The sequence below is a fragment of the Pedobacter sp. 22163 genome (genome assembly GCF_052045595.1).
Taxonomy (GTDB): Bacteria; Bacteroidota; Bacteroidia; order Sphingobacteriales; family Sphingobacteriaceae; genus Pedobacter.
In genome coordinates this window covers 281,140-294,784 of record NZ_JBQEPM010000004.1, presented here as the reverse complement: position 1 = coordinate 294,784, position 13,645 = coordinate 281,140, and the positions used below count along the sequence as shown (strand labels likewise).

General features: G+C 37.9%; 15 protein-coding genes. All 15 read right to left on the bottom strand.

What is annotated here, in order from left to right:
- Window positions 1-107: 107 nt before the first annotated feature.
- On the bottom strand, window positions 108-608 hold the full coding sequence (locus ACTJKN_RS12420) for an acetyl-CoA carboxylase biotin carboxyl carrier protein subunit (RefSeq protein WP_440825356.1): 501 nt from the start codon (window positions 606-608) through the stop codon (window positions 108-110).
- Window positions 609-612: 4 nt separating this feature from the next.
- Window positions 613-1,230, bottom strand: a complete 618-nt coding sequence (locus ACTJKN_RS12415) for a DUF4159 domain-containing protein (protein ID WP_276898893.1) — start codon at window positions 1,228-1,230, stop codon at window positions 613-615.
- Window positions 1,231-1,316: 86 nt separating this feature from the next.
- Window positions 1,317-2,021 (bottom strand): 16S rRNA (uracil(1498)-N(3))-methyltransferase, encoded by a 705-nt coding sequence (locus tag ACTJKN_RS12410; RefSeq protein WP_440825354.1) that lies wholly within the window; start codon window positions 2,019-2,021, stop codon window positions 1,317-1,319.
- 8 nt (window positions 2,022-2,029) lie between these two features.
- On the bottom strand, window positions 2,030-3,454 hold the full coding sequence (locus ACTJKN_RS12405; protein WP_440825352.1) for a hemolysin family protein: 1,425 nt from the start codon (window positions 3,452-3,454) through the stop codon (window positions 2,030-2,032).
- Window positions 3,454-4,005: an inorganic diphosphatase gene (locus ACTJKN_RS12400; protein WP_025146339.1), complete on the bottom strand. Its 552-nt coding sequence runs from the start codon at window positions 4,003-4,005 to the stop codon at window positions 3,454-3,456. The genes ACTJKN_RS12405 and ACTJKN_RS12400 overlap by 1 nt, the downstream gene beginning before the upstream one ends.
- Before the next feature lie 2 nt (window positions 4,006-4,007).
- Window positions 4,008-4,667, bottom strand: a complete 660-nt coding sequence (locus tag ACTJKN_RS12395) for a DedA family protein (RefSeq protein WP_029274742.1) — start codon at window positions 4,665-4,667, stop codon at window positions 4,008-4,010.
- 47 nt (window positions 4,668-4,714) lie between these two features.
- Window positions 4,715-6,085, bottom strand: coding sequence for an NADH-quinone oxidoreductase subunit N (locus ACTJKN_RS12390; protein WP_440825350.1), 1,371 nt, complete (start codon window positions 6,083-6,085; stop codon window positions 4,715-4,717).
- Between the two features lie 3 nt (window positions 6,086-6,088).
- Window positions 6,089-7,552 carry a complex I subunit 4 family protein gene (locus ACTJKN_RS12385; protein ID WP_440825348.1) on the bottom strand — a complete coding sequence of 488 codons (1,464 nt, stop codon included), beginning with the start codon at window positions 7,550-7,552 and terminating at the stop codon, window positions 6,089-6,091.
- 20 nt (window positions 7,553-7,572) lie between these two features.
- Window positions 7,573-9,474: an NADH-quinone oxidoreductase subunit L gene (gene nuoL / locus ACTJKN_RS12380; RefSeq protein WP_440825346.1), complete on the bottom strand. Its 1,902-nt coding sequence runs from the start codon at window positions 9,472-9,474 to the stop codon at window positions 7,573-7,575.
- Between the two features lie 13 nt (window positions 9,475-9,487).
- Window positions 9,488-9,817, bottom strand: a complete 330-nt coding sequence (gene nuoK / locus ACTJKN_RS12375) for an NADH-quinone oxidoreductase subunit NuoK (RefSeq protein ID WP_029274746.1) — start codon at window positions 9,815-9,817, stop codon at window positions 9,488-9,490.
- Entirely contained in the window at window positions 9,817-10,320 is a 504-nt protein-coding gene (locus tag ACTJKN_RS12370; RefSeq protein WP_029274747.1) for an NADH-quinone oxidoreductase subunit J family protein, read from the bottom strand. Before ACTJKN_RS12370 ends, nuoK begins: the two co-directional genes overlap by 1 nt.
- A gap of 128 nt (window positions 10,321-10,448) precedes the next feature.
- Window positions 10,449-10,952, bottom strand: a complete 504-nt coding sequence (locus ACTJKN_RS12365; RefSeq protein WP_025146332.1) for a NuoI/complex I 23 kDa subunit family protein — start codon at window positions 10,950-10,952, stop codon at window positions 10,449-10,451.
- A gap of 2 nt (window positions 10,953-10,954) precedes the next feature.
- The gene (gene nuoH / locus ACTJKN_RS12360; protein WP_440825343.1) at window positions 10,955-11,992 is read right to left on the bottom strand and encodes an NADH-quinone oxidoreductase subunit NuoH; all 1,038 of its coding nucleotides are present in this window, start codon (window positions 11,990-11,992) and stop codon (window positions 10,955-10,957) included.
- Window positions 11,992-13,002 carry a 2Fe-2S iron-sulfur cluster-binding protein gene (locus ACTJKN_RS12355; RefSeq protein ID WP_029274750.1) on the bottom strand — a complete coding sequence of 337 codons (1,011 nt, stop codon included), beginning with the start codon at window positions 13,000-13,002 and terminating at the stop codon, window positions 11,992-11,994. The genes nuoH and ACTJKN_RS12355 overlap by 1 nt, the downstream gene beginning before the upstream one ends.
- Window positions 13,003-13,076: 74 nt before the next feature.
- Window positions 13,077-13,616: an ORF6N domain-containing protein gene (locus ACTJKN_RS12350; protein ID WP_440825341.1), complete on the bottom strand. Its 540-nt coding sequence runs from the start codon at window positions 13,614-13,616 to the stop codon at window positions 13,077-13,079.
- Window positions 13,617-13,645: the final 29 nt, after the last annotated feature.

Below are 13,645 nucleotides of genomic sequence, written 5' to 3'. Positions count from 1 at the left end.
TGAAACTCGTCATCTCGACTGTAACGCAGTGGAACGGAGAGATCTATCTAGACAGATTTCTCGACTTCGTTTCACTCCGCTCGAAATGACGTACCTCGAGGCAAAAATTACTTAAACTGAATCAAGATCTGGTTCTTCTCTACCTTATCGCCCTGCTTAATCAAAACTTTCTTTATCACACCATCGGTTGATGATTTCAAAATGTTTTCCATTTTCATCGCTTCCAGCACCAATAGGTTATCCCCTTTCTTTACCTCAGTGTTCTCTTCAACCAAAACCTTTAGTACCAAACCAGGCATCGGTGCTTTAATTTCTGAAACTTTGTTAGCGGTTAAACTATCCAGCCCCAGCTGTTTTAACAAAACATCAAACTGATCTTCGATGCTAATCTGATAAATATTACCGTTAACCTTTATTTTACAGGTTTTATCTGCTTTGTTCAGCTCAACCAGCTCTGTATTAAACGATTTATTCTGGTATAAAACATGCGTATTATTATTCCCAATGGAACTCAGATCGAACTGGATAGGTTCTCCGTTTACCAAAAAAGACGAATCCTTATTTTCAACCTCGAATAAAAACTGATCGTTTACTTTTACTTTATACATTTGGTTATTGGGTTAAAGCATACTGAACCAAATTCGCACCCATTTTAAGCGCCTTAGTCCTCGTTTCTTGTGTATCTTCAGGATAGGTACCGAAATCCTCCCAACCATTCCCTAAATCGCACTCAAAGGTGTAATAGCACACGACTCTACCTTTATAAATCAATGCAAATCCCTGAGGTCTTTTATTATCATGCTCGTGGATTTTTGGCAAACCTCCCGGGAACTTAAATTTCTGGTTATATAATGCGTGATTGGCAGGCAATTCGACAAAACTCAATTCCGGGAATACCTTTTTCATCTGCGGGCGGATAAATTTATCCAATCCATAATTATCATCTATATGAAGAAAACCACCGCCTGTAAGGTACTGCCTTAAGTTTTTAATTTCCTGATCATTAAAAACTACGTTTCCGTGGCCAGTCATGTAAACAAATGGATAATTGAATATTTCTTTCGAGCCTACTTCTACAATACTTTCTTCAGCATAAAAATTAGTCTTCAAATTGGCATTGCAGTAGGCAATTAAATTGGGTAAGGCCGTCCTATCTGCATACCAGTCGCCACCACCGTTATACTTTAATTTGGCCATGCGGTAGGTTGGTGGAATAAAAGCAAAAAACATTGAGCTAAAAGCTAAAAGACTAAAGCTGAAAGACCAAAGCTGAAACCTGGAAAACTGAAAACTGAAAACTGAAAACTTCAAATTGATTATCGGTTAAGGTAATTGATTTCAAAACAAACAGATAATGCGGCCGTTTCTGTGCGCAATCTGTTATCACCTAAAGTTAATGCTTTAAAGCCTTTGTTCAAAGCTAAATTAACTTCATCAGGTGTGAAATCTCCTTCAGGACCAATAAGAATTAAATATTTTTGATGTGGAGTTACTAGTTTGGATATATATTGTTTCTCCCCGTTATCGATACAATGTGCGATTAATTTATCACCATCAAATGGTTCTTTTAAAAAAGTATCAAAAGAAATGGCATCATTTAATTTTGGATGATAGGCTTTTATCGATTGCTTAACAGCAGAAGTAATCACTTTGTTGAGGCGGTCTTCTTTAACTACCCTGCGCTCCGATCGATCTGTAATTATTGGAGTAATTTCATCAATACCCAGCTCTGTAGCTTTTTCTAAAAACCATTCGATGCGGTCGATATTTTTAGTCGGCGCAACAGCAATATGCAGGTAATGATTTCTTTTATGAAACTCCGTTTCTACATTTAAAATGGATAAGGAGACTTTTTTCGGATTATCAGAAGTGATTTCAGCAGTGTAAAAGCCACCTTTCCCATCAACCAGGTTAACGATCGAGCCTATGGTAAGGCGAAGCACCCTAACGCAATGTTTGCTCTCTTCTTCGTTAAGCGTATAAGTATTTTGGGTGATGTCTGGTGTATAAAAAATATGCATTGTTGAAATTAATGATTATCAACCATATCTGCTTTATTGATCACCAATTCTAACTTGATTGTTTCGATATTCTGCTCTGTTTTTTTAAGGATGGTAAACAGATATCCATATGATTCGTTGCTTTCGCCTACCTCAGGGATACGTTCAAAAACATGAGAAACCAAACCACCTATGGTATCGAAATCTTCATCCTCCGGTAAATCGTGAGGTAAATGTTCATTTACATCATATACAGTAGCGAATGCATTTACGATAAACTCATTGTCAGACACTTTTTCTACCAGTGGTTTTTCTTCATCGTATTCATCCTGGATTTCTCCAACAAGCTCTTCAACAATATCTTCTAAGGTAACCATGCCCGCTGTACCTCCAAATTCATCTAATACAATAGCAATCTGTATGCGGTTACTTTGCAGCTCACTCATCAGATCGTTAATTTTCTTGGTTTCTGTGACGAAGTATGGTTTTCTGATGATATCGTTTAATGTCCAGTGCTGATTACCCGCTGCTACCAATGGTAAAATATCTTTTGCATGGATAATCCCTACAATTTTATCCATAATCTCATCGTAAACGGGTAAACGTGAATACCCCTCCTTAATAATCGTATCAATCACTTCTTCTTTTGGAGAAGTTAATTCAATACCCGAAATCTTGGTGCGGGGCACCATGATATTTTTCACCACTCGCTCATTAAAATCGAATACGTTTTTAATCAGCTCATGTTCGTTATTATCCAATGCGCCGCTTTCTTTACCCTGGTCTAATAAATACTGAAGTTCTTCGGTACTATGAAGCGATTCATGTCCACTTGAAGTGTCGATCCCGAATGGTTTAAGGATAATCGCAGCAAGACTGTTTAATGTCCAGATGAATGGTCTAAATACCACATAAAATATCTGTAATGGTACAGAAACAAATAAAGTTGTTGCTACAGGTCGCTGGATAGCAAAAGATTTTGGTGCTAATTCACCAAATACAATGTGCATAATCGTGATCAACGAGAAGGCAACAATTGTAGATGCAGTATGGATGGAAGCATCGCTCAATCCCCACTCCAAACTATCGAAAAGGTTTTTGAAAATGGTATGCATAACGCCTTCACCTACCCAACCTAAGCCAAGTGATGCAAGCGTTATACCTAGCTGTGTGGCGGCTAAATATCCATCAAGATTATGAATAATCCCTTTGGCCATTTTGCCAACACGGCTGCCTGTTTTTGCTTTAATTTCAATCTGTGATGCCCGGACCTTTACAATTGCAAACTCTGCTGCAACAAAAAATCCGTTAAGTAACACCAAAAATAATGCAAAGAATAATCGCCAGCCTACAGAAGTGGTATCGGGTTCTTGTAAAGCAACCAAAACTACGTTTGTGGGCAGGATTGCACTTAGCTCAAAATTTAAAAACAAACATACCGTGGGTAAATCCATTAAGCCAATTCTCTAAATGTTGTGTTATAAAGTTCTATGCTTTCTTTAATTACTTTATGCGCATAACGAACACCAAGTAAATGTTCGATAGTTACATTTTTATCTTCTAATGCTTTATAATCCTGAAAGAAACGAACAATCTCTTTCATTTGGTGTGGAGGTAATTCATCTAAATCGTTGATGTAGTTTACCGACATATCATGAGCAGCAACCGCGATAATTTTATCATCTTGCTCTCCGTTATCAACCATGTGCATTACACCTACAACCTTCGCTTCGATCAATGTCATTGGATAAACATCTACCGAGCAAAGCACCAGAATATCTAATGGATCTTTATCATCGCAATAAGTTTGCGGAATAAAGCCATAATTTGCCGGGTACATTACTGATGAAAAAAGTACCCTATCTAACTTAATCAGACCTGATTCTTTATCTATTTCGTATTTTGCTTTTGATCCTTTTGGAATTTCAATAATTGCGTTTACAATTTCTGGAACATTGTGCCCAGGAGATACGCTATGCCATGCGTGATGATCGTCTTTTGCCATTTTTAATTTAAATCTGTTTTATCCTCTTCAGGACCACTCACTACTTTACTTTTTACAAAGGTAATTAATAATGGTATAGTTGTAATAAGGATAAAGCCAATAATAATATATAATAAATAATCGTTAATTTCTTTTTCAAACCTTCTGCCCAAAAAATAACCGAGCAAAGTTAAGGAGCAGATCCAAAGTACGCCACCAACAACATTGTATAACGCAAACTTTTTAAACTCTAATTTTACAACTCCTGCAAAAATCGGTGCAAAAGTTCTAACAATTGGCACAAACCTGCCCATTATTAATGCAAAGGCCCCTTGTTTGTGATAATAATCCTCTGCGGCTTTTAAATATCTCTTCTTAAAAAAGAAACTGTCTTTTCTGGTATACAATACGGGGCCAGTTTTACGCCCGAACCAATAGCCGGTAAAATTTCCAGAAATGGCTGCGAAACACAAGCCCGCCAAGAGCACCGCAATGTTCACATCAAGCTTGCCTGTTGCCACAAACATTCCCGCTAAAAACAATAAATAATCACCGGGAAGAAAAAAACCAAAAAACAGGCCTGTTTCTGCATAGATAACGAATACGACTAGATAGAAACCACCCTCCCTCAATAATTTCTCGGGATCAAGTAGCTGATGCAGGTTATTCCAAAAATCGTGCATATTCAATTATTCGTAAAACTACAAATAATTATTAAACAACAGCATACCTATATCAGGTTTAAAATAATTGCAGGATAAATACCCAACACTAATGTAATTGCTACAGAAACTAACAACACAACTTTGTATTGTACAGGGGCTGAAAGCTCTGTTTCTGTACCGTCTTTAAACCACATGGCTACAATTACCCTAAAATAATAATAGAAGCCAACCAGCGCATTTAAAATCGCAAATGCAACAAGTAAGGTTTTATATTCGGTCATTACATTCAGGAACATTAAATATTTTCCGATAAAACCAGCTGTCAGCGGAATACCGGCTAACGAAAGCATAGCTACTGTTAAACATAATGCTATTAGTGGATTACGTTTAGCTAAACCATTGAAACTTTCGAAGCTATCACTACCCGTTTTTTGTTTTACCAATATTAATACCGCAAAAGCGATAATTGAAGCGAAAGTATAAGCCGCTGCATAAACCAATACGTTATTTTCAGAGTTTTTGGTTAACACAATAAGCGAAAACAACAGGTAACCTGCGTGCGAAATACTCGAATATGCCAACATGCGTTTGAAGTTCTTTTGGAACAGCGCAGTTACGTTTCCGATAAATAAGGTTAAACAAACAATTACCATAAGTGGTGCAACCCAAAAATCATGAAGTGGAGCAAGTGCACCAGCAAATAATCTTAAAAAAGCAGCAAAGCCTGCAGTTTTAACTACAGTACTCATGAAAGTGGTAATTAAAGAAGGGGCGCCTTCGTATACATCCGGGGTCCAGAAGTGGAAAGGAGCAGCACCAACCTTAAAACTTAAACCAATCATCATCAGGATAACACCCGGATAGAATATTGGAGAAATTGCCTGACTATTTACCAGATAAGCTTGTATTTTATCTAAATCGAATGAGCCTGTAGCGCCATAAATTAAGGTGATCCCAAATAACAGGAAGCCTGTTGAAAAAGCACCCATTAGGAAATATTTTAAAGAGGCTTCATTAGAGGCAAAATCCTTTTTACGGATACCAGCCAAAATGTATAAACTCACCGACATGATTTCTAAGCCTACAAACAACATGGCCATATTTTTATACGATACCATCATGATCATTCCCGCAAGTGCGAAAAGAATCAAGGTATAATATTCGGCTATGTTATCGCTTTTAGCATGGAAATAGTTCTGTGTTAATAAAAAGATTAAAAGTGTGCCAATAATACAGATCCCCGAAAATGCCAGAGCGAAGTTATCGGTCTGCATCATTCCGAAATGAACAGCATTGCCATTCCATGCACAAAAAGTAAATCCCAGTGCAGTAAGTAAGCCAACAACGGTAAGTGGTAGTAATGCTTTATTTGCCTTAAACAAACCTGCATAAAGCACTATAAAAGCTGTTATACTAATGGTTATAATAATATTCATTGCTTAATTTACTGTGTTTAATTTTTGATTTACCTGTTCTAATAAATGTTGTACAGATGCCTCTGTTAAGTGCAAAATTGGCTTCGGATAAACACCCAAAACAATAATTAATGCACATATAGTATAAAGAACAAATTTTTCGGCCCCTTTAATATCGGTAAAAGTGATGGTTAAGCTGTTGGTTTCGCCCAACATTACATTTTGGTACATGCGTAACATGTAAACCGCACCAAAGATAATGGTTAATCCTGCAATAGCTGCAGCCCAAATGCCGTAGTTGTAAACGCCCATTAGCAATAAAAACTCACCAATAAATCCGTTTGTTCCCGGCAAAGCTACCGTGCCTAAAACAATGATCAGAAAAGTAAGCGCCAACCGTGGTGCTACTTTCGCAATCCCACCCAACTCTTCAATTTTATTGGTTTTAACACGGGAAAAGATAATATCTAAAACAAAGAATAGCCCCACTACATTAATTCCATGACTCAACATCTGTACCATTGCACCTTGCATACCTTGCTGGTTAAAAGCGAAGATACCTGCTGATATTAATCCAACGTGAGCAATAGATGAATAAGCTACCAAACGTTTAGCATCCTTCTGTGTAAAAGCAATCAGTGAAGCGTAAACAATACCAATGATTGATAAAATAATAGCCACCTGGCCCCAATCGTGAACGCCTGCCGGAACAATTGGCAATAACCATCTAATTACACCATAAATACCCATTTTTAACATGATACCCGACAACAACATTGTTCCTTGTGTAGGTGCTGCGGTATAAGTATCAGGCTGCCAGGTGTGGAAAGGAAAAATTGGCATCTTAATAGCAAAAGCGATAAAGAAAGCCCAGAAAATCCATCCCTGTTGTGCACTATCTAAGTTTAAAGCGTAGAAAGCTTGAATATCAAAATTGTGTGCTGGGTTTTGAAGGTATAGGTAAATAATACCCATCAACATAAATAACGAACCTGCAATGGTATACACGAAAAATTTCATGTTGATACGGATGCGGTCTTTTCCTCCCCAGATGGCGCAAATAAAGTAGATTGGAATTAGTGCTGCTTCCCATCCGATATAGAACAAGAACGCATCTAATGCAGTAAATACCAGCAATAAGCCACATTGCATAAACAAAATCAACGCATAAAACGCAGCTGGATTTTCATACTGGTGGTTGTAGCTCGATAAAATAATGATCGGCACCAATAAATTGGTTAGCAATACCACTAGCATGCTAATGCCATCAATACCTGCGTGGAAATTAATGCCCAAATCTGCAATCCATGGCAAATTAACCTCAAACTGGGTACTTGCGTTTGGAATGAAATTACCGGCGATAACCAAAGTCAAAACCAAAGAAACAACCGAAAATACGGTCGAAACTATTTTAGCCGACTTACCAGCAAATGCAGTAATAATTGCACCTACAAGCGGAAGAAATATAAGTAGTAAAAGTTGTTCCATTATTTAATTTTGAACCCTTTTTATATGTAATAAAATGTATATGCAAGTAATGCGATGATACCAAATACCATCATAAATATATAGAAACCTACGTTTCCACTTTGTAACAGACGAATACCTTTACTGGCTTCGTTTGTGCTCCATCCCAGTCCGTTCACAATTCCATCGATAAATTTGTTATCGATAATCCTATAAAAGAATTTCGAAAGTGCATCTAATGGTTTAGTGATCAGGAAATCATAAATCTCATCGAGGTAGAATTTATTGTAGGACAATTTAGCTAAAGCAGAACGCGGTGCTTCATCAGCAACAGGAACGCGTGCCCCCTTTACATATCTGGTGTAAGCATATAATAAAGCTATTACAGCTGCTGCTACCGAAACACCCATTAGCGAAAATTCAGTTGAGTGGCTTAATTCCAACTCATGCTGTGCAACTCCTGCTCCCGATAACCAATGCGCCAACCATTCGTTTCCACCAAAAACATGAGGAAGATTAATTACTCCACCAATTGCTGCAAGAACAGCTAAAATGATTAAAGGCAAGGTCATTGCAGTTGGCGATTCGTGCACATGGCTTTCTTCGTGATGTGTTCCACGGTATTTGCCAGAGAAAGTCAAGAACATCATTCTGAACATGTAAAATGCAGTTAAGAATGCGGTTAAAACCCCAATTCCCCAAAGTATCGGACTAGCCTGGAAAGCATGTGCTAAAATTTCATCCTTTGAGAAGAAACCAGAGAACGGTGGTAAACCTGCAATGGCAATGGTACCGATCAGCATAGTTAAGAAAGTAACAGGAAGTTTCTTTCTCAATCCGCCCATATGGCGCATATCTTGTTCATGGTGCATGGCATGGATAACCGAACCTGCGCCCAGGAATAATAGTGCTTTAAAGAATGCGTGGGTTAATACGTGGAAAAACGAACCCGTATAAGCGCCAACACCTAGGCCTAAAAACATATATCCCAATTGCGATACGGTTGAATAAGCCAACACTTTTTTAATATCAGTCTGTGTTAAAGCAATAATTGCTGCAACTAAAGCTGTAGCCGCTCCAACAATGGCAATGATGTGCTGTGTAAGCGGGGCAAGATCGAACAATACGCTAGAACGTGCAATCATATAAATACCAGCTGTAACCATGGTTGCTGCGTGGATCAAAGCCGAAACTGGCGTTGGTCCGGCCATTGCATCTGGTAACCATGTAAACAAAGGCAATTGAGCCGATTTACCACATGCACCAATAAACAACAAGATGGTAATTAAAACCAGCGTATCATTACCGGGCAACATGTTAGCCGCCTGAGGGAAAACTTTAGCAAATTCTACACTACCAAAAGTGGTGAAGATTAAAAATACGCCTAACAAAAAGCCTAAATCGCCGATGCGGTTCATTACGAAAGCTTTTTTAGCTGCTGAAGCATAAGCACTGTTCGTATACCAGAAACCGATTAACAGGTAAGAGCATAAACCTACGCCTTCCCAACCGATAAACATAACGATGTAATTTGATCCCAATACCAATAAAAGCATGAAGAATACAAACAGGTTTAAATAAGAGAAAAACTTACCGAAACCTGCATCATCGTGCATATAGCTGGTGGAATATAAATGGATCAGGAAACCAATTCCGGTGATGATCAAAAGCATGATCGAGCTTAGAGGATCAACCAGGAAAGATAATGGAATGTGTAATGCACCCGCGCTGATCCAATCGAATAAAAATACTTCGTGAGATTTTTGTGTGTCGCCTTGTAAACTAAAGAAAATAACTACGCTGATGATAAAGGAGGCTAAGATTACCCCACTTCCGATGATACCAACAAGTCCTTTAGATAAAGAGTTTCTGCCTAGCCCATTAATTAAAAACCCTAAAAAAGGAAGTAACGGAACCAACCAAATCAATTGTTCTATTGTCATTCTTATTATATATTTACCACTTAAGGCGATTTAAAACATTAATATCTACTGATTTCGTATTTCTATAAACCATTACGATAATTGCCAGGCCTACTGCAACCTCTGCAGCTGCCAAAGCCATAATGAAGAATACGAAAACCTGCCCTGATGGGTCATTGTTATGAACCGAGAATGCTGTTAAAAGTAAATTAACCGCATTTAGCATCAGCTCAACCGACATAAAAATTACAATGGCATTTCTGCGGGTAAGTACACCTATAACGCCGATAGAAAAAATAATGGCACTTAAATAAATGTAGTGGTTTAGCGGAACGCCTGCTGCTTGTGTGAATAAATTTTCCATTATGCTTCTACCTCATCTCTTTTAGATAATAAAACAGCTCCAACCATTGCTGCCAATAGTAACAGAGATGACAATTCGAATGGCAATAAGAATGGCCCAAAAAGCTCCTTACCTAGATTTTCTACCAATCCTAATCCAGGATTTTTCAAAATCAATGGACTGGTAATACTTGCTGATTTTAAAGAACCGATTAAGGTTACAACCAAACAACCGCCAGCAATTACACCTACGATTTTGATCAGCGGCGATTTACTCGGTTCAGTTTCTTTGTTCAGGTTAAGTAGCATCAGTACAAAAAGGAACAATACCATTATGGCCCCCATGTAAACGATAAAGTTTACCACCGCTAAAAACTGTGCGTTTAATAGCACATAGTGTACAGTGAAGGTAAAAAAGGTAAGTATTAAGTATAATACACTGTGGATCGGATTTTTTGCAAAAATCACCATCAGCGAAAAGATGATACTTAATGTGGCTACGAAATAGAATACTTGTGTACTCATTAATTAATTGTTTATTTATGTTCCATGGTTTGTGTCTCCACAAACCATTAATTATCTTTCGTTTCGTGAAGACACGAACCGAGGCTTAAGATTATTTACCATGGTTCGTGTCTTCACGAACCATCATTTTATTTTTTCATTTCCAATGGAGCTTCTACCAACTTATCTTTTCCGTAAATGAAATCCTTACGTAAATAATCAGCAGGTACAATCGGTCCATCTAAGTAAATTGCCTCTTTTGGACAAGCCTCTTCGCATAATCCACAGAAAATGCAACGCAACATATTGATTTCGTAAGTTGCTGCATATTTTTCTTCGCGGTATAAATCTTTCTCCTCAGGTTTGCGTTCAGCTGCAATCATGGTAATGGCTTCAGCCGGACAAGATAAAGCACATAAACCACACGCAGTACAACGTTCTTTACCATTCTCATCACGTTTTAGCGAGTGCATCCCTCTAAAGTTGGTAGAGAATTCGCGTTCTACTTCAGGATATCTTATAGTAGCCTCTTTTTTAAATAAGTGACTGATGGTAATGCCCATACCTTTAGCTATTGCCGGCAAGTACATCCGTTCCATAAAGCTCAATGGCTTTTGTTCCAGTACTTTTTTCTTATTACTTAATGATTCCATAATTAAAACTTCTCAATAATCGCAATCACAACCCCTGTTATTATAATATTGGCAATAGCCAAAGGTATTAAACCTTTCCAACCTAAATTCATCAATTGATCGTAGCGGAAACGAGGGATTGTCCAACGTACCCACATGAAGAAAAAGATGAAAACACATATTTTAGCAAAGAAAACTGCCGTACCAAAAAGTGGTGCCCAGGTTGGACCTAGCCACACCGCCATCGAATCCATGCCTGGGTAATTGTAACCGCCCCAATATAAAGCTGCCATCACTGCCGATGATACAAACATGTTGATATACTCCGCAAATAGGTAAAAACCTAATTTCATTGAAGAATATTCAGTATGGTAACCACCTATTAATTCCGTTTCACATTCAGGTAAATCGAATGGTGCACGGTTGGTTTCTGCAAATGAACAAACCATAAAGATTAGAAACCCAAGCGGCTGATATAAAACATTCCATCTCCAGCCATGTTGCTGATCAACGATTTCCTTTAAGCTTAAGGTATTGGTCATTAAAAGCAAAGCGATGATCGATAATCCCATTGCAATTTCATAACTGATGTTTTGCGAAGCTGCGCGGATAGCACTTAACAAAGAATATTTGTTGTTTGAGGCCCATCCACCAATCATTACACCATAAACACCTAAAGAAACGACTCCGAAAATGTATAAAACACCAACATTGATATCTGAAACCTGCAAAGGAATAGTTTTGCCTGCAATTAAAACAGGGCTACCCCATGGAATAACCGCAGTACCAATACAGGCACAAAGTAAAGCCAAACCCGGGCCAGCGATAAATAAAAACCGGTTTGATGATGTAGGAATAATTTCCTCCTTCATAAACATTTTAACACCATCAGCCAAAGGCTGCAAAATACCAAAGGGGCCGGCTCTATCCGGACCTAAACGATCTTGTAAGTATGCGGCAACCTTACGTTCTGCATAAGTAGAATACATGGCAATAACTAAACTGATGCCGAAAATTACAGCTACCAGGATAAATTTTTCTATAACAAAAGCGCTATCCATTAGTATTTAACTGTTTTATGTAATTCAATTTCATTTGCTGCTTGTAATGCCTCATTTGGCTGAATAACATGCAAAGGTTTTAATGTTTCGTAGTGGTTAGATGCAATTACCGAAGTATCATCAATGTGCGTTGGATGTTCAATTACCCAATCAGCAGTTGCTTTTTTATCGAAGCGGCAAGTATTGCAAATAAATTCTTCTACTTCTCCAAACTGGTCTTTACGTGCCGTAACACGTAAAACATCTGCTCCTTTATACCAAAGTGTTACCTTACCGTTGCATTTTTCGTGATCGCAATCGCGGTGTGCATCAACTGGTTTGGTAAACCAAACACGGTTTTTAAAACGGAAAGTTTTATCGGTTAAAGCACCTACTGGGCAAACATCGATTACGTTTCCTGAGAAATCATTATCAACAGCCTGGGTGATGTAAGTAGAAATTTCGGAGTGGTCGCCACGGTTTAAGATACCATGAACACGTTTGTTTGTAATCTGATCGGCCGTGAAAACACAACGGTAGCACAAAATACAACGATTCATGTGCAACTGGATCTTATCCCCTATATCGATACGCTCAAAAGTACGACGCTCAAATTCATAACGTGTTTTTTGCAAACCATGCTCGTAGCCCAAATTCTGCAAATCGCATTCTCCTGCCTGATCGCAAACAGGGCAATCTAGGGGGTGATTAATCAATAAGATCTCTACAACACCTGCACGTGCTTCCAAAACTTCTGGTGAAGTAATGTTAAGCACTTCCATCCCATCCATAACAGTTGTGCGGCAAGAAGCCACCAACTTAGGCATTGGGCGAGGATCTTTCTCCGAACCTTTAGTCACTTTTACAATACAGGTACGGCATTTACCGCCACTGCCTTGTAATTTAGAATAATAGCACATTGCTGGCGGAACAATATCCCCTCCGATCTGCCTTGCAGCATTCAGAATGGTTGTTCCGTTATCAACCTCTACTGTTATCCCATCTATCGTAACCTTAACTTTTTCACTCATGGTTAATGATATTCTTTTATTTTTTATACTTCTACCGTCATTACGAAGGACGAAGCAATCTTTTTTACAATTTATTATTTCTCTTTCGAGATTTTATAACCAATTTCTTTCCTTGGCTTTTCTTTCTGTTCCAGTAGTTCATCAAAATATCTGAAGATCACTTCAATATTTTTATCCTGATTATCTACTTTCTTTTTAATTTTTTCTACTTCTAGTCTTATTTCTGTATTGCTTAAAACCATCGTTCTAAGCTGTACAAACACATCAATAATTTTAATACTTACTTCTACCGCCTGTTTGCTTTTTAAAACGTTTGATAGTTGTAAAATACCGTGTTCGCTAAATGCAAACGGAAGATACTTTGAGTATTTTCCTCGTTCTAAGGTCACAAATTGTGACCTTAGAACTTCATTTTCTTCTTTCGTCAGTTCGAACATAAAGTGTTCTGGAAAACGCTCTATATTTCTTCTAACCTGTTGTTTCAACTTCTTAGTCTCAACGCCAAAGAGCTCTGCCAAATCAGAATCCAACATCACCTTCACTCCTCTAAAAAGATATATTTTATTAACTATTACTTCGTTGGGGATGATTGCGGGTGATATTTCTTCTTTCATTTACATATTCATTGAGTTAAGTTATTTTT